Annotated in this window: 20 protein-coding genes and 1 pseudogene; 9 read left to right on the plus strand and 12 right to left on the minus strand. The window is 40.9% G+C overall.

Features of this window, described 5'->3' with window-relative positions; genetic code table 11:
- Nucleotides 1–323 precede the first annotated feature (323 nt).
- The 4 genes and pseudogenes from CSQ79_RS28840 to CSQ79_RS08050 all read left to right on the plus strand — a co-directional run.
- Nucleotides 324–563: pseudogene (locus CSQ79_RS28840) on the plus strand (PRC-barrel domain-containing protein); the annotation flags it as partial.
- Between the two features lie 354 nt (nt 564–917).
- Nucleotides 918–1,940, plus strand: a complete 1,023-nt coding sequence (locus CSQ79_RS28845; protein WP_502693919.1) for a YegS/Rv2252/BmrU family lipid kinase — start codon at nt 918–920, stop codon at nt 1,938–1,940.
- 275 nt (nt 1,941–2,215) lie between these two features.
- The gene (locus tag CSQ79_RS08045) at nt 2,216–3,772 is read left to right on the plus strand and encodes a metallophosphoesterase (RefSeq protein ID WP_099700640.1); all 1,557 of its coding nucleotides are present in this window, start codon (nt 2,216–2,218) and stop codon (nt 3,770–3,772) included.
- 130 nt (nt 3,773–3,902) lie between these two features.
- Complete coding sequence (locus CSQ79_RS08050) at nt 3,903–5,105, plus strand: PucR family transcriptional regulator (RefSeq protein WP_289500838.1); 1,203 nt, start codon at nt 3,903–3,905, stop codon at nt 5,103–5,105.
- A gap of 107 nt (nt 5,106–5,212) precedes the next feature.
- Here CSQ79_RS08050 and CSQ79_RS08055 read toward each other — a convergent pair whose 3' ends face one another.
- The 3 genes from CSQ79_RS08055 to CSQ79_RS08065 all read right to left on the minus strand — a co-directional run bounded on the left by CSQ79_RS08055 (nt 5,213) and on the right by CSQ79_RS08065 (nt 8,111).
- Nucleotides 5,213–6,094 (minus strand): ion channel, encoded by an 882-nt coding sequence (locus tag CSQ79_RS08055; protein WP_099700641.1) that lies wholly within the window; start codon nt 6,092–6,094, stop codon nt 5,213–5,215.
- A gap of 35 nt (nt 6,095–6,129) precedes the next feature.
- Nucleotides 6,130–7,140, minus strand: coding sequence for a YihY/virulence factor BrkB family protein (locus CSQ79_RS08060; protein WP_099700642.1), 1,011 nt, complete (start codon nt 7,138–7,140; stop codon nt 6,130–6,132).
- 239 nt (nt 7,141–7,379) lie between these two features.
- Nucleotides 7,380–8,111: a hypothetical protein gene (locus CSQ79_RS08065; RefSeq protein WP_099700643.1), complete on the minus strand. Its 732-nt coding sequence runs from the start codon at nt 8,109–8,111 to the stop codon at nt 7,380–7,382.
- 235 nt (nt 8,112–8,346) lie between these two features.
- Here CSQ79_RS08065 and CSQ79_RS08070 point away from each other — a divergent pair, with 235 nt between their 5' ends.
- A complete protein-coding gene (locus CSQ79_RS08070) occupies nt 8,347–10,110 on the plus strand; it encodes an endo-1,4-beta-xylanase (RefSeq protein ID WP_099700644.1) in 1,764 nt (587 codons plus the stop codon).
- A gap of 108 nt (nt 10,111–10,218) precedes the next feature.
- Here the strand turns inward: CSQ79_RS08070 and CSQ79_RS08075 are convergent, their stop codons facing one another.
- The 7 genes from CSQ79_RS08075 to CSQ79_RS08105 all read right to left on the minus strand — a co-directional run bounded on the left by CSQ79_RS08075 (nt 10,219) and on the right by CSQ79_RS08105 (nt 17,862).
- A complete protein-coding gene (locus CSQ79_RS08075; RefSeq protein WP_289500841.1) occupies nt 10,219–11,760 on the minus strand; it encodes an AbgT family transporter in 1,542 nt (513 codons plus the stop codon).
- A 129-nt stretch (nt 11,761–11,889) separates the two neighbouring features.
- Entirely contained in the window at nt 11,890–13,326 is a 1,437-nt protein-coding gene (locus CSQ79_RS08080) for a sodium/glutamate symporter (protein ID WP_099700705.1), read from the minus strand.
- A gap of 272 nt (nt 13,327–13,598) precedes the next feature.
- Complete coding sequence (locus CSQ79_RS08085; RefSeq protein ID WP_099700646.1) at nt 13,599–14,276, minus strand: HAD family hydrolase; 678 nt, start codon at nt 14,274–14,276, stop codon at nt 13,599–13,601.
- Nucleotides 14,277–14,332: 56 nt separating this feature from the next.
- On the minus strand, nt 14,333–14,686 hold the full coding sequence (locus CSQ79_RS08090) for a DUF952 domain-containing protein (protein WP_099700647.1): 354 nt from the start codon (nt 14,684–14,686) through the stop codon (nt 14,333–14,335).
- 309 nt (nt 14,687–14,995) lie between these two features.
- Complete coding sequence (locus tag CSQ79_RS08095; protein WP_289500843.1) at nt 14,996–16,633, minus strand: CocE/NonD family hydrolase; 1,638 nt, start codon at nt 16,631–16,633, stop codon at nt 14,996–14,998.
- Nucleotides 16,627–17,082 (minus strand): cupin domain-containing protein, encoded by a 456-nt coding sequence (locus CSQ79_RS08100; RefSeq protein WP_289500844.1) that lies wholly within the window; start codon nt 17,080–17,082, stop codon nt 16,627–16,629. The genes CSQ79_RS08095 and CSQ79_RS08100 overlap by 7 nt, the downstream gene beginning before the upstream one ends.
- Nucleotides 17,083–17,085: 3 nt before the next feature.
- Nucleotides 17,086–17,862 (minus strand): cysteine hydrolase family protein, encoded by a 777-nt coding sequence (locus CSQ79_RS08105; protein WP_099700648.1) that lies wholly within the window; start codon nt 17,860–17,862, stop codon nt 17,086–17,088.
- Between the two features lie 253 nt (nt 17,863–18,115).
- Between CSQ79_RS08105 and CSQ79_RS08110 the strand changes: the two genes are divergently transcribed.
- The 4 genes from CSQ79_RS08110 to CSQ79_RS08125 all read left to right on the plus strand — a co-directional run bounded on the left by CSQ79_RS08110 (nt 18,116) and on the right by CSQ79_RS08125 (nt 22,146).
- Nucleotides 18,116–19,534, plus strand: a complete 1,419-nt coding sequence (locus tag CSQ79_RS08110) for an amidohydrolase (RefSeq protein ID WP_099700649.1) — start codon at nt 18,116–18,118, stop codon at nt 19,532–19,534.
- Nucleotides 19,535–19,651: 117 nt separating this feature from the next.
- Nucleotides 19,652–20,197, plus strand: coding sequence for a P-loop NTPase family protein (locus CSQ79_RS08115; protein WP_099700650.1), 546 nt, complete (start codon nt 19,652–19,654; stop codon nt 20,195–20,197).
- Between the two features lie 220 nt (nt 20,198–20,417).
- Nucleotides 20,418–21,725 carry an NAD(P)/FAD-dependent oxidoreductase gene (locus CSQ79_RS08120; protein ID WP_289500846.1) on the plus strand — a complete coding sequence of 436 codons (1,308 nt, stop codon included), beginning with the start codon at nt 20,418–20,420 and terminating at the stop codon, nt 21,723–21,725.
- Between the two features lie 31 nt (nt 21,726–21,756).
- Nucleotides 21,757–22,146 carry a DoxX family protein gene (locus CSQ79_RS08125; RefSeq protein WP_099700652.1) on the plus strand — a complete coding sequence of 130 codons (390 nt, stop codon included), beginning with the start codon at nt 21,757–21,759 and terminating at the stop codon, nt 22,144–22,146.
- 101 nt (nt 22,147–22,247) lie between these two features.
- Here CSQ79_RS08125 and CSQ79_RS08130 read toward each other — a convergent pair whose 3' ends face one another.
- Nucleotides 22,248–22,841, minus strand: a complete 594-nt coding sequence (locus CSQ79_RS08130; protein WP_099700653.1) for a hypothetical protein — start codon at nt 22,839–22,841, stop codon at nt 22,248–22,250.
- The gene (locus CSQ79_RS08135) at nt 22,841–23,470 is read right to left on the minus strand and encodes a ParA family protein (RefSeq protein WP_099700654.1); all 630 of its coding nucleotides are present in this window, start codon (nt 23,468–23,470) and stop codon (nt 22,841–22,843) included. Before CSQ79_RS08135 ends, CSQ79_RS08130 begins: the two co-directional genes overlap by 1 nt.
- Between the last annotated feature and the right edge of the window lie 298 nt (nt 23,471–23,768).

A 23,768-nucleotide genomic window follows, 5' to 3' on the forward strand; every position in this document is an offset into this window, starting at 1 on the left:
GCGGCAGTTATTCAAGTCAACTGGCAAACAAAGAGATTAGTTTTTCGATTCGATATATAAGACGTGATTCAATTCACCGTATATTAAAGTATTGGTTGTTGGGTGACTCACCCTTATTGCTTTGTTTTGCAGAAAGTTGCTCTAAATTTAGAGAATACAGAAAATATTTTAGATCTATCCAAAGCTCGATTCTATACTTGTGCCAAATAAGTCAAAAATATATAAATTTAGTTATCGGCACATAACAAGTAAAGAGTTGCAACAGGAGTGCAGTAGCTCTTGAAAAATTTAATTTTAGTAGAAACTATCTAGGAGTTAAATGTATGTCTCTTAAAAAGATTAAGGATTTTGCTCCAAACTATATCGAATTCTTTGATAGCAAAGATTTTATAGGGTTTAATGTTTATACGGAAAAATCTGGAGAAAAAGTTGGCTATATCAAAGATATCTTAGTAGATGAGAAGGGATACTTTCGCTACTTTGTTGTTGATTTTGGTTTATGGGTATTTAATAAACAGGTTATGCTTCCTGTAGGATGTTCTCAAATTGACTATGAGGCTCAAAAAGTTTTTGTTTTAGGTGTAGATCGTAAACAAGTAGAAAGTCTTCCTGGTTATAACGAACAAGTAGAAATAGATAAGGAATATGAAGAAAACCTGCGAGAAGCATATCTTAATGTGGCATCAGGTATTGACTCGGCAGTACTCTCATCAGATCAAGTTCCTCAAATTAAGCAAACTGATGCAAGACAAGCTAATTACGACTATACACAGGCTGCAGACTTATATGAATTAAGCGATCGCCATCATCGAGTTATTAAAGAGTATCAAGATAGATTGATTGCTAAACATCAAGCACGGCAAGAAAAAGGACTAATCGATCAACTTGTTACAGAAAATGAAAGCATTGAGCAATTAGTGGTTTCTTCATCTACCTCTAGCACTCAAGTAACCCATAAAAACAAGCCTACTCGTTGCGCTTGTTTAATCTTTAATCCTGTGGCAGGTCAATCTAACTCAGAACAAGACTTAGCAACAATCACAAGCCTACTAGAACCAGAATTTGACCTTGATATTCGGATGACGACTCCCAATAAAGATGCTGACGAAATAGCTAAAGAAGCAGTAGAACAAGGAGCGCAAATTATTATTGCATCTGGTGGAGATGGGACACTTTCGGCTGCTGCAGAAGCCGTTGTCGGAACAGGAATTCCTTTAGGTGTGATTTCTCGCGGTACAGCAAATGCTTTTGCAACCGCTTTAGGCATTCCAGCTACAATTCCGGCAGCTTGTCAAACTATATTAGATGGTAAAACACGTACTGTTGATGCTGCATATTGTAACGGTAGACCGATGGTTTTGCTAGCTGGAATTGGATTTGAGGCAGAAACCGTAAAACGAGCAGACCGCGATGTGAAGAATCGATTTGGCATGCTAGCGTACGTTTTAGCTGGTATTCATGAATTACGTAATCTAGAATCTTTTGAGACACGTATCGAAACTGAAGACAAAGTAATTACTTTAAATGCTGCAGCCGTCACTGTAGCCAATGCTGCGCCACCAACTTCTGTACTTGCCCAAGGACCAGCAGAATTATTAGTTGACGATGGTTTACTAGATGTTACTATCGTTGCACCAACAAATACAATTAGTGCGATCGCTGCTGCTTATAACCTCTTACAGTCAGCTTATAGTGGTGAAGTAGCTGATAGACCTGATACTGGTTTCCTGCGAGCAAGAAGCATTAAAATCTCCACTAATCCACCTCAAAGAGTGGTTGTAGACGGTGAATTGATGGGTAGTACGCCGATTGAAGTTGAATGTGTTCCTGGCGGTTTAACAATTATAGTTCCTACTGCTCCTGAAGAACTCGCAGAAGAGAAGTTAGACGGACTACCTAATCTACAAATCAAGTTTAAAAAACCACCTGCAGCAAATTGAAAGTAATTGTGCTGCATTGAGATATATGCAGATTGATAGAGACAGCAGATTGTTGTCTGAAGTAACCTATGCTTGGTTCGAGAAATTTGTTGAGCCACGTACGTTATGTGGACTTTGATGATAGTAACTTTAGCAATCTGCGCAAAAATCAACAGTTTAGAATTAAGTTAATCATAATCATTCCTGTAATTACACTTAGCAGTGATAGTTCTACTGTCAGCACAATAAGATAAAAAACCAAATCAACGAAGTACAATAGAGAGATACTGTATATTATGGAATTTGTGTCCGATCCGCCGATATCCGTCAAAATCGAGAAAATGAAGCAACGGGTACGGTGGCAAGACCCACTCATTTTTGAAAGACAAATTGACCAAACTCGGTTTGTTTTCGCCTCAGAGGAAGATAACCCAGAATTTTCATTTTTGGTTGTTGGCGATAGCGGTTCAGGAAAACACCGAAAACACAATCCGCAACGTCAGATTGCTGAACGCATGTTGAAGCATTGCGATCGCAGCCGATTTATTTTACATACAGGTGACGTCGTATATTTAGTTGGCTCTAGTGAATACTACCCAAAAAACTTTATTGAGCCTTATAAAGAGTTTATTGTCGGCGGCGAAAAACCAAAAAAAGTAGCCTACGATGAGATGGTCTTCAAAATGCCTATACTACCTGTGTTGGGCAATCACGATTACTATGACTTGCCGTTAATTTATGGTTTGATGGGAGGTGCCACATTACCTATACGCCGCCTTTTAAAACTGCGATTGGACTTAGATATTGGTTGGCATGGTTCTTATCAAGGTAAAGCTTATGCTAAAGCGTTTATAGACTACTTAAAAGCAATAGATTCTGATAAAGAATTGCAGCGCCATCTAGACAAACACTACACTGCAACAACAAGTACCGGTCGCTGCTTGCTCTACGAACCAGGACATTTTACTCGACTGCCTTATCGATATTACACTTTCCGCAGTAGTGGCATTGATTTTTTTGCGCTGGACTCAAACACCTTTAACGCTCCTGCGCCATTACCAACAACAGGAGAAGGTAAAGCATATCGACGTACTTTGGAAGCTCGTATTTATGAATTAGAACAAGAAAAGTTGCAAATTATGGAGGAAGCAGCGCAGCTCAATCATAATTTACCAGAAGATGCTGAAAGACTTGATGATTTAGAAGCAAAGTTAGAGCAAACTGAAGAAATCAAACTTGATATTGATAAGCAATTAGCAGCAGATGAATCTACTGTAACTGACTTTGAACAATTGACATGGCTACGACAAAGACTGATTGAATCATGGAACACGCCAGAAGTTCGGGGTAGAGTCATTTACTTGCATCATCCACCCTACGTCACTGAAGCATCAAAGTGGTATCAGGCACAAACTTTAGCAGTACGTCGTAATCTGCGTTGGGTTCTGGATGAAGTTGCAAAAGAACTGGGCGGGCTACCGCAGCGCCCACTTGTCGATTTAGTATTAACAGGTCATGCACATTGTTTAGAGCACCTTTCCACAGGCGATACCGGACATGCAGATTCTTATATTGATTGGATTGTCTGTGGTGGAAGTGGTTATAGCTTGCGAAGACAGCGTAAAGAAGGAACAGAATTAAAAGAGACCTTTGGGAGTATTGAGCGCGAGGTTGCGCGATCGCATCTTTACATCGGTCGTAGCGGTCACGGCTCGCACAAACGACGACCTTATTCATTTTTACGGATTGATGTCAAAGCAGGAAACCCTGCCAAGTTTGTCGTTCAGCCTTTTGTTGCTGAACGATATCAGCGCGACTGGTTGGAACAAGATATTGAGCCATTTAAAATTTAGTATTTACTGTGCGATCTCTAAAATATCTGCGTTACACTAACCGACAAGTTCTATCTTACGAAAGATGAAGTAGATGATTCACTGTTGATTTATATAAAGCTAGAAATAATAGTACATTGATACTACCGCTTTGTTAACTAAAGCAACAGAGTACTTCAGAACGGCAAAAGTTGTCACGCAAAAAGTGGCTGAATTGCTATCTGCTCAAGTTTGTGTCACTAATGAGCAAGGAATCGTCATTGCCAGTAGTAACGTAGAGCTAGTTGGACTGTCCAGCAATGACCTAGACACTACTGCAACCAACCATCACTTACGAGTACCTTTATCTGTAGATATGCAAGCAGGTGAAGTCATTGTCGGCGAGCCCCGCAATGGTGATGTTATTTCTCCTCGTTTGGCACAGGTATTAGTAGAAATGGTTATCAATCAAACAGCCATTATTGACAACCTCCCGACTCAGCATCAACTAAAAGATAAGTTGATCTACGATCTCCTGCATGGCTTGATTGATGAGACAACTGTTATTCGCTACAGCAAACTTTTAGGATTAGACTTATCACCACCTCGTGCTGTCATTTTAATAGATGCTTCGGAATACATTTTAGGCAATTATCCTCAACAACCAGAAGAAACCGTTGAAGTTAAAATTCGACGTCGAGCGCAGTTGGTGATTAGTAGTATTGTCCGATTCTTTCACTTGCCGAAAGATACAATTTGTGCGTACATTGGTGATGGTGAAATAGCCGTATTAAAAGCAAGTAATACAAAAAATCTGGCAAATTGGGCGAAAAGTGGAGATGTGCTAGAACAGTCTAGTTATTCTTGGGCAAATCTTACTGCACTCAATCGCGCAGCGATCGCACTTTTAGCTTGCTTAAGAGCAGATACAGGTACAGAAATTAGCATTGGAATTGGGCGATATCATCCAGGAATTCAGGGATTGGCTCATTCTTATCAGGATGCACGAGCAGCACTATCTCTAGGTTGTCGCTTTCATGGCAAGAATCAAGTTCACTGTCTAGCCCAACTTGGAATTGCTGCTTTAGTTGGTGTTTCTGATGAAAAAACGAAAATTGAACTAGCAACACACCTGTTGAGTCCCCTCGATCGCGAACCAGAATTACTAGCGACTTTGGATACCTTTTTTGCAACAAATCTTAGCTCTAAAGCAACTGCTAGTCAGTTGTTAATTCATCGCAATACTCTCACCTATCGGTTGGAAAAAATTACATCCCTGATAGGACTCGATCCACGGCGCTTTGATGATGCTGTGCAAATTCGTCTAGCGTTGTTATTGCGATCGCTCAACTCAACATTTGCTGCAAAAAGATAATATCAAATTTAGTTAATTACTTACGATTTAAAGTGATGCTTTGATGAGTGACTAGTCACTAGCAACTCAATGAATAGTCAGGTGATTCAGCCGGAAAGGATGTAGCTTTAGGATGGTATGACATCGTGAAAGCGGGAATAATCAAGATAGCGATCGCCATTTGAAGAACGCAATATAATATCCACGAATCTCATATTCCATAATATGTCACTAGCAACATAAATATAACGAGCATAGATCGTTTGGGAAACAGTTTCATCAATGCCCATAAGTGTAATAATGATTGAAGACTCCTCTTGTGCAAGCGTTTCAAGTGTAGAGCCATATAAAGGACTAGACTTATCAATTGGGTGCATAGCTGTCCAAGAAAGAGCAAAACTGGGATTCTGGCTGCGTATTAGTTGTAAGTCATAGACTCGCCGCATAAAATGTCCTTCCGCGTTGACTTCATCTTTTGCTAGACGTACGCGCAGTTCTGCTTCTAAAATTTGGTTGCCGCGCTTGTTAGCTGTGCGAAACATTAGCGTAGGTACACCGTTATAGGACGTAATCACTGCAACGCGGCTAAAAATTACCCTCGCAGTAGGTTGTGAGAGGCGAGCAAAGGCTAGTCCAGTTCCCATTGCTAACCCAATTAAACCCAAAAGCGATTCAATTGCCACTAGGATGTTGGCATAAAGTGTTTGAGGGTACATCGCTCCATAACCAATTGATGCCATAGTTTGGATACTAAAAAAGAAGGCATCAAAAAAGTTACCAGGTCTTGCATTAGCAATGCTATTTGTTTCTAGCAAATATGCCAAAGCAAAGAGAGCATTACCAACCATGTAGCCCAAAGCAACGATCGCCAAAAATCCAGTCCAAGGAACAGTAAGTAACAAATGATACGGATCGCGCCAGAAAGAGTACCATTTACCCACTCCGACAATATTTAACCGCCCATTTTTTTTAACAATTTGGACTACCCGCGATGAACGACGTTTCTGCATTATGAGTCGCTCCTATCGACTTTGATTTGTTCTATTTAACGATTTCTCCGACGTGGCGATCGCCTATTTCCACCACCAAAAATACGACTCAAAAAGTTTGAACGTTTGCGCCGAGGACGCTCAGTCTCAGACGGCTCGTTAGGTTGCATTCCTTGTTCTGCGCGAGCTTCAGGAGTTAAAGGTACAGCATTTTCAGCAGGCGTGATTCCCGAACCAAATCTTCTGGCATAAACTTGAGTAAACTCTGCACCCAAAAGCAAAATTTGCGAAGCATAAAAAACCCATGCCAGGACAACAACAAGCGAACCAGCCGCACCATAAACCGAACCAAAACTACTATTACCTAAATATTGACCGAGTAAAAATCGACCAATCGAAAATAAAAACGATGTGATAATTGCACCAATCCAAACATCACTCCAAGTAATTTTTACATCTGGCAGAATTTTGTAAATTGCGGCAAATAAGAATGTCGTAACAATAAAGCCAAAAACAAATGAAAACAACTGTAAAAATGAGCTAAGAAAGGGAAACCAGCTACCGAAAAAGTTAACAACTCCTGATAATCCTGCACTGAGTACCAGGGAAACTAGCAACAAAAAGCCAATCCCTAAAATCATGGCAAACGATAAAAAACGGTTGCGAACGACATTGAGTAAACCTTGCTCAGGTTTAGGTTTAACTTCCCAAACTGTATTGAGTGCATCTTGTAATTCAGCAAATAAACCTGTAGCACCGAAAAGCAAAACAACAACACTAATGACTGAAGCAAAAGTTCCTTCAGCAGGTTGACTAGCGTTTTCAATTGCTGTTTGGATAAACTCAGCACCGTCTCTACCAACTAAACCTTGGATTTGGGCGACAATTTCATTTCTAGCAGCGTCTTCTCCAAAAACAGAACCAGCGATCGCAATGACAATAATTAGCAATGGTGCTAAGGAAAACATTGTGTAATAAGCTAATGCTGCCGCAATGCGAGCAACTTTATCTTTATTCCATTCGGCAATTGTCTCTTTCAACAAACTTATAATGACTTTGATGTTCACAGATATCTCCTCAGCACGGGATATAGCTTGATTTAATAGTTGGCTTGAGTTAGAAAAGTTTTAATGAGATGTGCTAATAGTAGACAGTTATCTTAGATTGTTAGTGATTCCTGTTGCAGAATACAAGCAGACGCAGTAAATAGTAAGTATTAGCCATTACCTTGCTAAAGAATTTCATACTCTAAGTTTGTTGGATGACAACAGCTTTTGGTATCGTAATGCAAAAGATAAATTTTTTGTCAATCTGCAATAAGTAGTACAAGTGCATACCCAGCAGCACCGAGTGCAAATGCCCAAAAGCGGCTTTCACGCTCTTCTGGTAATTCTTCTTTGAGTACATTGAGAATGACTCCACCTGCTACAAAAGCAAAAAGTCCTCCTATTGCCATATCTTGAATTTCTGTAGCTTGTCCGATCAAGAACCCAAAAACAATAGCGATCGCCAGTATCCAACGTCCTAGTTTGTCATAGTCACGCTTATGGTTTTCTCGTAAACCGTGATCGTTAACAATAAAATGTAATGCCATAGCAAAAGCGAATAATAATACATTTGTGGCTCCTGGTTCTTGCCGATGCACTAACAAATAGCCAATGAGTGCGTTGTAACTGGCAAAAGAGAGAATATGAAGCCAAAAAATACGCAAACTAGTCCTATCTTTCTTGCCCACTTTGCGACTACTACGGCGTGATATATTCGCGGCTCGCTCTAAGCCATAAAAAACAGCTAAACCAGTTAGCGCAAATAAATAAACATGATTTTCCAAGTAAACAAATATACCGTTGTGATTTTGCTCAAATGCGCGTTGTCTTTCACTGAGTTCAGGTAACAAATGCACAAACACATAAGCGACAGAAACACCTCCAGCCATCGATAACCAGCGGCTGCGGGGTATAGTATCAAGAAAGCGTAATCTTCCGGCAAAGATATGTACAAAAGCAAGTCCGACTGCAAGCAGTGCTGTCAGGATCATATGTATCTTCTAGAGTATTCCTACATATAACTAGAATGCAGAACCATTTACTGTAGTTGCAAAGTTCAATTTGTTCATCTACAACTAACTTACAAAATATTACCCAAGATGACAGATTATAAATATATGGCTCTGGTCAGGAAACTATCGCAATAGGACTCAGTCGAAGTATTAGGGATTTTATTAACCACTAGCAAACTTGAGTGATATCACTCTTCAATATATTGTTATTTTTATGCATACGCTACTAAAAAGAAGGCATTTCTTAATGGGTTTGGGTGCGTTGACCGGCATGGGAGCCTTCACAACTGCATCTCAACTACGACACTTCAATAAACTTGTACCCGCAATAGCAGATTCTTCCGGTATTGCTTTAGCTGCAGAAGTCGCTTTACACTCCTCAGCTAGAACAAAAGGATTAATTTTTGGTGCAGCCGCAACTTATCAGCAGTTGTCCTCAAACCAGGCATACGCTAACTTATTTGCCCAACAGTGTGGTATGTTAGTGCCCACTAACGAACTGAAATGGCAAGAACTACGCCCTAGCCCTGGTAGATTTAATTTTACGCGGGCAGATTGGATGGCTCGATTCGCTCGTTCGCATGGAATGTTATTTCGCGGGCACACTTTGGTATGGCATAAGGCTTTACCCAATTGGTTTGCCAGTACAGTAAATAAACAAAACGCTGAAAAATATCTCAGAGAACATATCTCTCGCGTTGCTGGGCATTATGCTGGACAAATGCACTCTTGGGATGTAGTAAATGAAGCAATTGATCTACAAGTGCAACGTGCAGATAAATTACGTAACACGCCTTGGTTAAGGTTTTTAGGTCCAGAGTATATTGAGCTTGCATTTCGTGCTGCAGCTGAAGCTGATCCACGAGCTTTGCTTGTGTATAACGATTTTGCAATCGAGCATGACACTCCGCAAGCCGAAGCCAAGCGTACTGCTGTACTGCGGTTATTAGAACGTTTAAAGTCTAGAGGGACTCCAGTTCAAGCTTTAGGAATTCAAAGTCACTTGTTTGGTCATCCTGATGGTGTCAAATTTACGCAAATACGTAGGTTTCTGCGCAATGTTGCGGATTTAGGCTTACAAATTATGATTACAGAACTTGATGTGAACGATCAGCAGTTACCTAAAGATGCTGCTGTTCGCGATCGCGCAGTTGCAAAGATCTATACAGATTTTCTGTCCGCCGTGCTTGATGAACCAGCAGTAATCGCAGTCATGACATGGGGATTAAGCGATCGCTATACGTGGTTAGCCAACAGAAAACCCCGTGGAGACGGTGGAGGATTGCGACCGTTGCCTTTTGATGAGCAACTTCGACCTAAACCAGCATGGCAATCTTTATCAGGTGCGATCGCACAAGCGCCTTCACGCTCATCTCAACCAGGATTACCAATTCCAACAAAGTTTCCTGATATTGCAGGTCACTGGGCGCAAGGTTATATTCGAGCATTAGCTGACAAAAACATCATTAGTGGCTTTCCAGACGGTACGTTTAAACCTAATGCACCTGTCACTCGTGCTGAGTTCGCAGCAATTGTCACAAAAGCTTTTCCCAAAGCATCGCAAAACAATCCCAGCATAGAATTTGGCGATATTCCTCAAAGTTTTTGGGGTTACAGTGCGATTCAAACTGCTGTCAGAAGAGGCTTTCTTGTTGGTTATCCTGGCAGAATTTTTCAGCCTAGTCAGCAAATTCCTAGAGTTCAAGTTGTTGTAGCGTTAGCAAGTGGCTTAAATCTCAGCAGTAATAATACTAATGTACTTTCTTTTTACCAAGATGCAGCACAAATTCCTAACTATGCAACTAATAAAGTTGCAGCAGCTACTCAAAGGCGGATGGTTGTTAACTACCCGACAGCAAGACAACTAAACCCAAATCGTAATGCCACTCGCGCTGAAGTTGCGGCATTTGTCTATCAAGCTTTAGTTGATGCAGGTCAAGCACAGCCAATTAATTCTCCTTATTTAGTCCGAGTTTGAATTACAGATGTTCTTCGACTGAAGGGGGGATTATTCAAGCAAAGTGTATATTGGTACACCAAATATCAATAACTTCAGTCGGGCGATCGCCTTGACTCACCTCAACGACTAAATTTGCATTGGCGCACCAGGACCTAAGGGAAATCCTAAAAACAACCAAACAAAGAACAATACTGTCCAACAAATTAAAAAACTTAACGAATACGGTAGCATCAACGAAATCAATGTACCAATGCCTAGGTTTCTATCATATTTTTGCCCAAAAGCAACAACAATAGGAAAGTACGGCATCAGTGGCGTCACAATATTCGTTGTTGAATCTCCAATTCTGTAAATTGCCTGTGTCAATTCAGGAGAGTAACCAACCAACATCAACATTGGCACAAACACAGGTGCCATGACAGCCCACTTTGCTGAAGCAGAACCAACGAATAAATCGAGAATAACTGTTAACAAAATAAAGAGGAGTAAGATGGGTGGACCAGTAATTCCTGTAGCCCTGAGAAAATTAGCACCACTGACTGCAGTAATGATGCCCAAATTACTCCAGTTGAAATATGCAATAAATTGAGCAGCAATAAACGCAAGCGCAATATAGTATCCCAAAGAACTCATTGCACTACCCATTGATTGGGCAACATCTTTATCATTGCGAATCGTACCCGCAGCTTTACCGTAGGCGATCGCAGGAAGTAAAAAAGCGATCGCAATCAAAAACACAATTCCATCAATAAACGGTGAAGGAATAATCGCAGAGGTTTCAGGATCGCGTAAAATTCCTTGTGGTGGCAACAGTAGCGCTAAAACAAAAACCACAAAAGCCAATAACGCATAACCTGCCCAACGCAATCCTTTGCGTTCTCTCGCAGTTAGTTCTTCTAGTGTTGCTTCTCCCTGATAGCTACCAAGGCGTGGTTCTACAATTTTGTCGGTAATATACCAACCAACAAGGGTGACAAGAAATGTAGAAACTGCAAGAAAATAGTAGTTTGCTGTGGCATTGACTTCGTAGTTAGGATTAATTAGTTGTGCTGCACTTTGTGACAATCCGGCAAGGAGAGGGTCTAAAGGACTCAGCAATAAGTTAGCACTAAAACCACCCGAAACACCTGCAAACGCCGCTGCCATGCCTGCTAGGGGATGACGTTTAAACGCCAAAAAGACAATCGCCCCTAAGGGAACTAAAACGACATAACCCGCATCTGATGCGATGTTAGACATTACTCCAGCAAAAACAACCGTTGGAGAAATTAACCTTGCAGGTGCAACAAGTACTAACTGACGAAGTAAAGCTGCAAGTAATCCTGTCGCTTCTGCAACTCCCACACCCAACATCGCAACAATTACAGTTCCCAAGGGTGGAAATTCAGTAAAGTTGGTAACTGCTTCGGTGACAATACGACGGATACCATCAGGTGTCAAAAGTGATACGGCAGCTATGGTTTCATCGTTTCCTGGATTGACAACACTGACACTAAGTGCAGCAGCGATCGCACTAATGACAATAACAGCAAGACAAAAGATAAAAAATAGCGTCAGCGGATCGGGAAGTTTATTTCCTACGGCTTCAATAAATGCCAGAGACTTACTGATCCAACCTGGTTTTTGAGGAGGACTAGTTTGTTCTGGTTGATGCATATGATGACTCATTTTGGTTGGTAATTGCTAATTGGTAGCTGGTAATTGGTCAAGATTTGGGATTATTCATTGTGGTCGGTCATTATAATTGTTGAATATTGCCTATGTCCCATTACCCATTACCCATTACCCAATCACACCTCAAACAACTTGACTACTTTTGGCGATTCGCTTGAAGTTATACATCCCAAAGACAAGCCAAAACGCTAGAATACCAGTTGTCAGCAGTAGCACCGGAACAGGACCAAACTGGGCGATTAACAGTGGTGCAGCTGCAGTAAATAAGCCTCCACCGACGATTGGTTCAAATAATAGTTGCTTGTACGCAAAACTTTCAAAAGCACCAGAACGATTATCGGGATCAACCATCCGCAGCAAAACTAAACCTGTTGCAGTAACACCCATTGATTGTCCTAAATCTCCGATACCGCGCTCAAACCAAAATGTAGGAAGAATACGCGGTCCGAGGTAAATAAATGCTAGAACGTTCCATGCGATACCAGCTACTGACAAAATTAGGAATGGACCAATGTTGCTACCTAAGACTGCTAGAGAGATTGAAGCAAGTGCGGTTACAATTGTGACATCTAATGCAACTCCGCCAATGCGCTCAATTAATGGACGACTAATGAGATATCCGCGTCCTGTACGTTCTAAAAGTAGCTGCACTATGAGTCCGCCAATGAGTGCAATCGGAAACAAGGGTACGTAAGAAAATAATTCAACTCCTGCACGTCCCCAGGTAATTGATTCAATAAAGATCAGTGCTTGTAAAATTAGCCAACCAATTGCGATCGCAAGCCCTACAAAGCTTAAGTTTAATGATAGGGGATCAATAAGTAAGTCGCGCATTAATCGGGCACGGGCAACTCGAATTGTTTGATCTTCATTCGGGCGATCGTGAGAATCAAAGCTTCCCGCTTCAGGATCTTCACTACGCACAACTTGAATTCGTCCTGTTTTTCTCGCCCAGTCTGCAAGCATTGTACCAGCGACAATACCAGAAACAATTCCCACAGTAGCTAAGCCCAATGCTAAATCAGGCCCAACTGTAAATCCCAAGTTATTGAAAGTTTCTGCCATTCCAGCTGCCGTTCCGTGTCCGCCTTCAAAGCCGACTTCAATTAACGATGCAGCGATCGGACTCATACCAAAGACGGGAGTCAGTACTAAAATGGCGAGTAGAAGCCCTACTACGTACTGTCCCCAAGCCAGTGTTTGTCCAAAAGCCACCTGTGGCGAGGCTTTGCGCCAAATATCTCTTGGACTGGGAATCAATTCTCCAATAAAAAGCGTTGCAAACACAACATTGATAAAAACGCTGGGAGATTGCGACCACACGTTGCGGATAGTTTCTGGAAATAAGCCTTGGGCAAATGGAACTTCTGATCCTGCAACTGTAGCTGCGATCGCACCTAAAACTTGTGGACCTAAAAGTAAGGCAATAACTCCTGAAACAATAGAACTTGGTAGATAGAGATCTCGCAAGAATTTGATCCGCTGTCGGACAAATCTACCGACCAAGACTAACAGCGCAATTGTAATAAAAGCAAAGAAAACATCAATAAGTTGAAACATAGCACCCATCCCTACAAACGCAATATAGGCGTTTGCTTGTTGTATAAGTTAGGCGTTTGCAGCAAGTTTACACTCTAAAGGTGTCACTAACGCAAGTAATTGAAAATTTTGTAACCTTGTTAAGATAAATGTGTTGTATTTCCAGATACAAAGTGAGCAACTATTATTTAATAGCTAAAAAAATAGTTTAAATTGTGTTAATGTAAATTTTCTTGATAGTTTGATTGATATTAATGCTCTGCAGGTATATTTTACAAATTAGTTACCAAAAACTAAGTCGGAGGTTTTGCGTTTATTAAAAGGTTTTGAAGCTCTTTATTATTACTAAAGTCATTAATAATATATTGAACTCCTTTACTTGCTAAAGCTTTACCAACACCAATAAAGGGAAGCTTTAGATTAATTGCTGCTTTAACATCCCAAGTTCCATCTCCAATAAATATAGTTTTTTGAAAAGTGTCAATTTTATAATGTTTTTTCGATCTCAATATAGCTATTTTTATGATATCTTCTCTAGAAAGACTATCATCTGATGAAGAAAGAGGAAGATTATTAAAATCTATACCAGCTTTTTGTAGTTTAAATTTTGCAGAATCTTGCCATCCTCCAGTTGCAATAGCAATATGATATTCAAGCTGTTGTAACTTGCTTATTACACTTGTTGCACCTGGTACTGGATTAAACAAATCAGAATTTTGTGTTGCTTGATTCAACAAATCAATAAAACGTCTTTTCAGTCTCAATACTTCCTCTTTGGATGGAAAACGTCCTAGCTGCTTTTGAAAGATTTGCTGAGTGATTCCGGTATCTGTACTATGTGTATAGTCTTGCCAATTTTGATTTATGTGAAGTATGTTAAATTCTTCATAAAAGGCACGAACAAAGCAATCAGCATCGACTTTATTTGTATCGGTCAGCGTGCCATCAATATCAAAAATTACCAATTGCATATTTGACAATAAACCATAATAGAGGATGCAAAGAAAAGAATGAAGAAAGCTTATTCTTAAGACATAAGACTAACAATTTCTAGGGGAAAGGCAAAAGTGCCGTCTTGATTAGGCTGAAAATTAAGTACTTGAAACACAGCATCAAGATTTAAAGCACTATAAATATGTGGAAATAGTTCATCTTGTTGTGCTCCTTCGTAACGGATTTCTGCTTGAACTTTATCAGAATCAATACAAAGTAAAACTAATCCTTGTTGATTTCTAAAAAATGTATTGGCTACGCTGATAACTTGCTGTGGAGTAGAACAGTGAATAAAACCTTCTGATTCTAGGGTGTTGCTGCGATAAATTCCAATTTTTTGTGCAGTTTCCCATTGAGCGCGTTGCGTGATGTGTAAAATAAGGTTCATAATGAGTTTAATGTTAAGCTTAATAGCCTACTATCGCTCTACAGACAATAATAAGCCAGGAAAGTGGGTGGAAATAAAGTGTATAGTAATATCGTCTCCGTTTAAATAGCCAGAAGATCGACATCGTTACACTTTTATAAGTATTTAGTTACTAGTCACTAGTAAATAGCCACCTTGAACCATTATTTTTATCATCAATCAACCGGATTTGATATAACTAGTAATTAAGAATAGTAATTGGTTATTGGCAAAAATCTTGATTACTCATTTCAAGCTTAAGTTATCTCAAAACTCAACATTCAAAACTTTTTAAGATGGTTTAACCACAGGTAACAAAACTTGTGAAGGGCGATCGCCGCCACAATGAACTGTTAAAGTAACAATCTGTGAATCCATCAACCGCGTACTAGCCATTGGTGAACCTGTCCCAGGATTAATGGGATACGCTGGAAAACACGCTGCACTCAAACTTAGGCGCAGGGCATTACCTTTAGCGATTCTGACGCACGTTGGTTGTAAGATAACCTGTAAAGGCGATCGCATCTCATTTACGTGTAAATAACCTTGCGTTAAGTTATAAACTTTACCATCAGTACAAACTTCAGAAAGTACCGCACATAGGTCATGGTGGGGAGTATCAGCATCACACCATACTTCTACTGCAACATCACCCGCAAAATGCAGATCAGATTCTAGTGGTGCTGTTGTATAAGTTAGAACATCAGAGCGCCGATCTATATGCGATCGCTCAAATGAGCCTGCAGGAAGCGCGGCGTGACCTCCAAGTGATGGAACTGGTCGCCAGGGGTCGTGAACTATAACATCGGACGGACACAATTGTGCATAAATCGTGGTTAGCTTGCCTTCATCTTCGCGGACACTTGCTAGCCCACTACTTGACAAATAATACAACTTATACGTTGCCTTGTGCCAGTCGTTAAACTTACGCCATTGGTTACTGCCCATTTCAAATAAACACACTGGCGGTTCTTGCGATAATCCTCGATCAATACCTTTGAGAAACTGATCGAACCACCTAACTTGCAAGCGATCGACAGGATTTAAAGCTTCGGTGCCAAAATCAACATCGCCTACTTTGCGACTCCAAGGCAGATGTGCCCAAGGTCCTACGAGTAACTGTTGACGATATGCGCTACGGGCGGCAAAATCTTTATACAGGTGGAGTGTACCGCGCATATAAGTATCAAACCAGCCACCGATATGAAACATCGGTAGATCAACATTTTGCAGGTATTTCTTGGGTGAAATATCTTCCCAGTAACTATCTGGTTGCGAATGTTCTAACCATTCATGGTAAAAGGCATTCGGTGCAAGTTTGCGCAAGCATTCATTGAGGCTGGGAACAGGATCGTATAGTGGTATATTCTGAGCTGCTGCATAAAGTGTATGATGGGCAGCAGCATCGCCTTGTAATCGCGCAGTTTCCGCTGCTAATTGAATCGCCCAACCCAGATTTGTTTGTAAACAAAACGCGCCACCCTCGTATACCCAATCACTATACAAATCATAAGCAATCATTGCCGGACAAATTGTTTTTAATGCTGGGGGTTTTGCGGCGGCGGCGTATAACTGCGTCATTCCCTGGTAAGAAAAGCCATACATTCCTACTTTGCCATTGCTACCAGGTAAATCGGCTACCCAGTTTACGGCGTCTTCACCGTCTTCGATTTCGTTAACGAATAACTTGAATTCGCCTTGTGATGTACCTCGTCCGCGTACGTCTTGAATCACTACAATATAGCCATGAGCAGCATACCAGCTAGGATGTGCGTAAACTACTGTAGATGCGATCGCCCTCCCATACGGCTGTCGCATCAATAATACGGGAAATTCTCCTTCAGCATCAGGACGATAAATATCTGCATCTAACCGCACTCCATCACGAGTCAGCATTGATGCACTTTCTTTGGGATGCACCGTTAACATAATACTGGTGCAGGTAAGCGACGCAAAACAGCTAAATCCTCCTCATCTAATTCTACTGGCGTACCACTACGAATTAACTCGGCAAAGTCTTCATTCGGTACCATGATACACAATGCATATAGCCGAGTCGAACCTGTATTTTCAATCATGTGTGTCCCTGTAGGAGGAACTAACAAGCTATCTCCTGCTTGAATTGATACCGTCTTGCCATCACAAATAGCACATCCTTCTCCGGATAAAATGAAAAACATTTCGACTGCCATTTGATGGCGATTTGGTGGTGTTTTGCCTCCAATGTCAAAAATTTCTACACAAATTGTTAGCGAGATATTTGCAGTAGCAGTATCAAAGACAATTGCTAATTTATTCGTGTCACCAGGACTAATCTTAAAAGCTTGATAGTCTTGAGGCGACTTGGCAACGGGGATCATACAGCGAGTTGTGTCCATATGCTAATTGCTAGTTACTAGCGCATTAAGGATAGCGTCATTATCAGTAACAAAACCAAAACACTGCTTGACGTTATAAATTGTTGCTTGCCAGCAGTATTCTGGAGAAGTTGTTGCGGTACAGTCTTTTACTAATACACAGTCATATCCTAAAAAATTGGCATCTTGCAAGGTTACTAAAACACATTGATCGGCGTTTACTCCTGCAAATAGCAGTGTAGTTTTACCCAAGTTACGCAGGATGCTATCAAGCGGTGTATCCCAAAACCCACTCATCCGATATTTATCAACACGAATGTCTTGTGGTAACTGTTTTAGTTCGTCTACAACAGCCGCTGACCAACTTCCTGCCATTAATACTCTAGCGCCATTACTCGGTAAAGGATCGCCTAGCCCAATACCATCACCTGTGGGATTATAGACGTGTCGCACACTTGCACTGATATTGAGTAAGTCAGGACGATTTCCCCAATTTATCCAAACCACTGGTACACCGCTATGACGCAATACTCGAAGGAGTGTGTTAATCGGATCGATAGGCGATCGCGCAGGAGTAACATCGACACCAATGTGTGCTAGCCAACCGTCAGGATGACAAAAGTCATTTTGCATATCAATGACTAAAATCGCGGTTTTAGCTAAGTCGAGGTGTAGAATTTTTGTTTCTGTTTTAAGAGTGATAATTTGGGGTGCTGATGGCGGACGAGTAATATCGGCGATCGCTTCATCTACTGCCCAAGCATTTGGCGGAATTCCTAAGGTTCTTAAAGGTTGATTCATAAATTTCAACTTTCGTTTTTTTTCTATTGTCTTAAGTTACTTTGAGTTAAGTTTAAGTATTAATTTTTACGGTTATATAGATGAAGAAAATGATATTTTGATTGAACCACATTGGCGTAGCCTTCCCGCAGGGTAGGACACAAAGAACGCAAAGGAAGAGATAAATTTAGAGCAGAGTTTGAGAAGAATCTATATTAATGAAATACTTTAAAATTAAGTGTTAAGCAATATATAACTATTTAAGGTTAATTTTGTGAGTTTTACGATTAAAAATGTTTTAGTTCCTGCTCATGGTGATTATGATACTGTAGATGTGCAAATAGAAGGCGATCGCATTGCCAAAATTGCGCCTGATTTAGATGTTGTCGGTACAGTTATTGATGGTAACAATAAATTACTACTACCTGGTTTCGTAAATGCTCACACCCATTCTTCGGAAATGTGGCAGCGAGGTTTGATTCCGCCCGTACCATTAGAATTGTGGATTGCAGAACTTTATGATTTCGCACCTCTCGATCCTGAACAAGTTTACTTAAGTGCGCTGGGAACTGCAGTAGAAACACTACTATCGGGTGGAACGAGTGTTGTCGATCACTTGGTATTAATTCCTGGAAAAGAAATTGACACAATCGCTGCTGCGGTTAAAGCTTACCAAGAAATTGGAATTAGGGCATTTATTGGACCATTAATTCAAGATGAGGCTTTAGCAAGTGGAATTCCTAATGGCGAATTGCAGCGCGAGGATACACCCTATTTTCGTTCGACTGAAGCAACGCTGGAATTGATGCAAGAAGCTGTCAGACAGTTTCATCGTCCTGAGGCGGGCGTGCATATTTTAGTTGCACCGACAGGAATTCAACTGTGTTCGGATGCACTGTTTGCTGGATGTATTGAATTAAGCGATCGCCATAATCTTTGTCGTCACGCTCATTTGTTGGAGACGAAAGCACAGAAACAGCTAGCACAAGAAAAGTATGGTTGTAGTGCTGTGGAACATCTTCAGCGCATTGGGTATTTAAGCGATCGCACCTCGTTAGCGCATTGTGTGTGGTTAAGCGATGCAGATATCGCAATCTTGTCAGAAACGCAATCTACCGTCGTTCACAATCCCTTGAGTAACTTGCGTTTAGGAAGTGGAATTGCGCCAATTTTGAAGTACCGGCAAGCAGGAGTTAATGTCAGCTTTGGTTGTGACGGTTCTGCAAGTAATGACTCGCAAGATCTCCTCGAAGCGATTAAAATTGGCTCGATGCTGCATAATATCACTGACTTCGACTACCGCCATTGGATTACTCCACGTCAAGCTGTAGAAATGGCTGCATTCGGTGGTGCTAAAGGATTAAATATGGCTGAGGAATCGGGTTCTTTAACTGAAGGGAAAAAAGCAGACTTAGTAGTGTACGATCTTACCAGCTTATCGCTGCTACCACGTACTGATCCCATTGGTTTACTTATCCTTGGTCGCCCTACCCAAGCTGTCAACAGTGTTTGGGTAAATGGCAAGCAAATTGTTGCTAATGGCGAAGTTGCAACAATCAATGTCGATGAATTGCGACAAAATTTATTTGAACGGAGTCAATGGGATTTCCACCGTCAATCGAAAACTGTAGGTGAAATTGAAGCACACTACCGCGAAGTTATGGGCTTAGGATTAGCTAAAGAGTATTCATAACCTTCTCGCTTCGTCCTGATGGCTCATACTATTACACTTAGCACTAGCCTATATTGACTATCCTGTGTAATTGCTGGTTATGCCTACAAAAACCCATGATTGCTAGGTTATATCGCTATGAAAAAAGTAGTAGTATTCGGCAACGCTGGAGGTGGTAAATCAACTCTCAGCAAGAGATTATCAGAAATGACGGGTTTGCCACTTTACGTCTTGGACAAGATTCAATATCCATCAGGAGACACAAAGGTTTCCGAGGAAGAATATCAGCACATCCATGAGAAAATTTTGGCGACTGACCGATGGATTATTGACGGGTTTGGTTGCATGGAAACCCTCTGGCTACGACTAAAGGAGGCGGATAGTCTAATTTTTGTCGATTTACCACTATATGTGCATTTTTGGTGGGTGACTAAACGCCTGATCGTAGGTTACTTTAAACCACCAGAAGGTTGGTCTCAAAAGAGTCCCATATTGAAAAGTTCGCTTCGTAGTTACCGCGTGCTTTGGTTATGTCACAAATATTTGATTCCAAAATATCGCGAGTATATCCAGCAGGTTCAAAGCAGCAAAAGTGTTTATCACATTCGCTCAACTGAACAGATCGCGCAGTTTTTTGAATTCATTGGCAATAAAACTAACTTTACAGATCGTGCATCAACCTAACAGTTGCGCTAATAGAGGTAAGGATTTCGCACGACAACGCTACTCGCCTTTGAGATATAGCCATGTTAGCACCTGACGGACGAGATCGCGATCCTTCTATCGAGATGTCCTAAGTACTTGCGAAGCTGCTTCAGAGGTCAGAACCTCATAATCTATGGTCTTTGGTTTATAGATGTGGCACTATACAACCAGTAGATTGTCTAGACGAGAGCTATTCATAGTGCCGAGACGCCCTCGTGTTGTTGTTGTTGGTTCTGGGTTTGGTGGGTTGCAAGCCACCCAATCGTTAGCGCGTGCCCAAATTAATGTTTTACTCATTGACCGCAACAATTACCATACATTTATTCCGTTGCTGTATCAGGTAGCTGTTGCCGAACTTCAACCCGAACAAATTGCTTATCCTGTACGTGGTATTCTGCAGCGATTTCCTTTTGCTAATTTTTTAATGGCAGAAGTAACGCAAATTGACTTTGCTAATCAGGTTATTGTAACTGATGGTTTAACAATTCCGTACGATTTTTTGGTTTTATCTACTGGTAGCGAATCTCAGTTTTTAGGAGTACCAGGGGCTGATAAATACGCTTTACCAATGAAAACGCTGCCAGAAGCCGTGTATTTGCGCAATCATTTGCTGTCTTGTTTTGAACAAGCTGTGCGCGAACCCGATCCAGAATTGCGACAGCTACTTCTAACGTTTGCTATTGTCGGTGGTGGACCAACGGGCGTAGAATTAGCAGGAGCTTTAGTAGAACTGATTCATGGTCGATTAATCAAAGATTTTCCTACGCTAGAGATGGAGCAAGTGCAGGTTATTTTACTGCAATCAAGCGATCGCCTGCTCGCGGATCTCCCACTACGTTTATCAGACTACACTTACAAGCAGTTACAACGATCTGGAGTAAAAATCTATCTTCAAACCAAGGTCAGTAAAGTTACCTCAAATGCCATTTATCTTGAAGATGGTACGATAATTTTCTCGAAAACGATTGTTTGGACAGCAGGCGTACAAGCCACTTCACCCACGCCGACAGCAGAACTATTTCCAGCAGCTAAAGGACAAGTTGCGGTTTTACCAACGTTACAGCTACCAGACTATCCCCAAGTATATGTCGTCGGCGATTCAGCTTATATTGAGCAAGACGGAGAACCACTACCGTTAGTCGCCCCTGTGGCTTTACAACAAGGTACCGCAGCCGCACAAAATATTTTGCGTCAAATTAAAGGTAAGGACCCAAAACCATTTCGCTATGTAGATAAAGGTAGAGCGGCGATTATTAAACGCAATGCGGGTGTTGCCCAAACTGGTAAATTTACTTTTACAGGTTTTCCTGCATGGTTATTATGGTTAGGAATTCACTTATATTATCTTCCTGGTGGACGAAATCGTTTGATTGTTCTGTTGGATTGGCTGCGCGATTATTTCTTTGGCGATCGCTCGATTCGTCTGATTTTTCCTCCCAGTCGTCGGCTAATAGTTGAAGAAAATCCGCCAAATTCTTCTACAGATTGGCATAATCAAGATCGCTAAGCTATTCTGGCACTACTATAGGTAATTTATAATGAACTATATTCCTCTTGCCGCTCGTATCTTTCTTTCTGTTATCTTTTTACGTTCTGGTTTCAATAAAATTTTTGACTTTGCTAGTACGCAAGGATTTATGGCTAGTGCTGGAATTCCTGCAGGGCTAACCGGAATTTTGTTGGTAGGTTCGATTATTTTAGAATTACTGGGAGCGTTATCAGTAATTCTAGGTTATAAGGCGCGTTGGGGTGCGATCGCCCTTATTGTTTTTCTAGTTCCTACCACGTTGCTTTTTCACACTAATTTTGCTGAAGATATGCAAATCACTCAGTTTCTCAAAAATTTAGGATTGATCGGCGGATTATTAATGGTAGTTTACTTTGGTTCTGGTCCTATTGGTGTGGATGGACGTAAAGATCTAGCTTAGTTCATCACCAAATTAGCTCCAACCACAGTCCCACAAACAAAAATATAAAAGTGGGTAATTAGCTAAGAGCTAACAGCTAACAGCTAATAGCTCTACTTAAGCTACAGTAACCAAGTATTGCGCGCGAAATCAACAGACTGCCCTTCCGAATCTACTTGATCTTGTTGAGGAAATACAACTGTTTGTCGTGCTGATTTGTATTTCTGCTGTGATGTTGGTTCTTTCTTCTGTAGCGGTGCAGGTTCTGGTTTCAAAGCATTCATTTGCTCAATCAACTTAGAGTTAGCTTCTGCAAGTTGTAGAATCGTAGTCTTGGCTTGCTCTAGCTCATCATTAACCGCATCAAAATCCGCGACATCTTGACGAAGTTGTTTGACTAATGCTTTTTCGTCTTCTATTTCTACTAATAGTTCTGCAATACGATGCTCTAGAGAGTGTTCTTTCTCTTGTGCTTGCTTTAAAGCTGCGCGTAATTCAGTAACAATACTGTCTGAGTCTGATGTAGTTTGACTGGTTTGTCGAGTTCGACTTGTGTTTCGCGCTCTTGCAGTTGTTCTTGTTGGTTTTACCACTTCTGTTTTTTCCTCGTTGCTTAACTCCTCATTATTTGTAGCATCTAGCTCAGATGAACTTTGCTCAGTTGTCAACTTTTCTCCCTCTTCGTTTAACAAATCTGCAATTCGTTTTCTAACCATTATTGCCTCCAATCGCGCTGTATTTCTTCTGCTACTCGGCGGTAATCTGCTGCTGCTTCGCGAGCGTTTTTTCCTTTTAACTGAGTAATTGGTACTCCTTCAAGGGCGGCTCTTTCATGCGCTTTGTAAATTCGGATAAATGTTTTACAAACCGGAATACCTAATTTTGTAAGTGTATTTTGTGCTTCTAAAGCTTCTCCTGTACTTCTAACATCAACTTTAGTTAACAACACGCGATGAGGAATTTCTGCAGGCTTTACCGATGCTTTAACAACTTCAATCAATGCAGATAAATCCATCGGAGCGCAAGGTGTTGGCAAGACCATATAATCCGCGATCGCAATGACTGCTTTTAATGCTTCCGATCGCAATGCTGGCGCTGTGTCTACTATGACAAAATCATACCCTTCAACTTTTCGCAAACGCTTCAGTAGCGTAGGGTCTGTTTCTTGAGCAACATCAAAGGGCATCTTACCGCGTGTCGCCCACCAAGAACAACTCCCTTGACTATCTGCATCTACAGTTAAAACTTCGTATCGCTCGGAAAAAATAGCAGATAACCCCATTGCTGTTGTTGTTTTTCCTACTCCACCTTTTCCATTTGATACAACGATGATCTTTGCGGGCATGACATTAATAAAATAGAAGTTTGAATAAAATTTTGCTTAAGGCTACGTGCATCTAGTATTTTTGGATATCAGCAGCATTATTAATCCTTTATCAAAGTCATAGTTTTTAATTATTTTCCTATTTTTACTAACATAGCTTTCTTATAGTTCCACAATACATCAATTTTTTAGTTTACAGGTCGTTGTAGTCTTCACCAAGATCAAATCTGCTACCTCTTCATGACTGGCTATTTCTAAGGAATTTGGTAAGTTTTAGGGGAGAATTAACTGTATTTTGTCAATATTTATGTCATAAAAA

It is taken from the genome of Gloeocapsopsis sp. IPPAS B-1203 (assembly GCF_002749975.1).
Classification (GTDB): Bacteria; Cyanobacteriota; Cyanobacteriia; order Cyanobacteriales; family Chroococcidiopsidaceae; genus Gloeocapsopsis.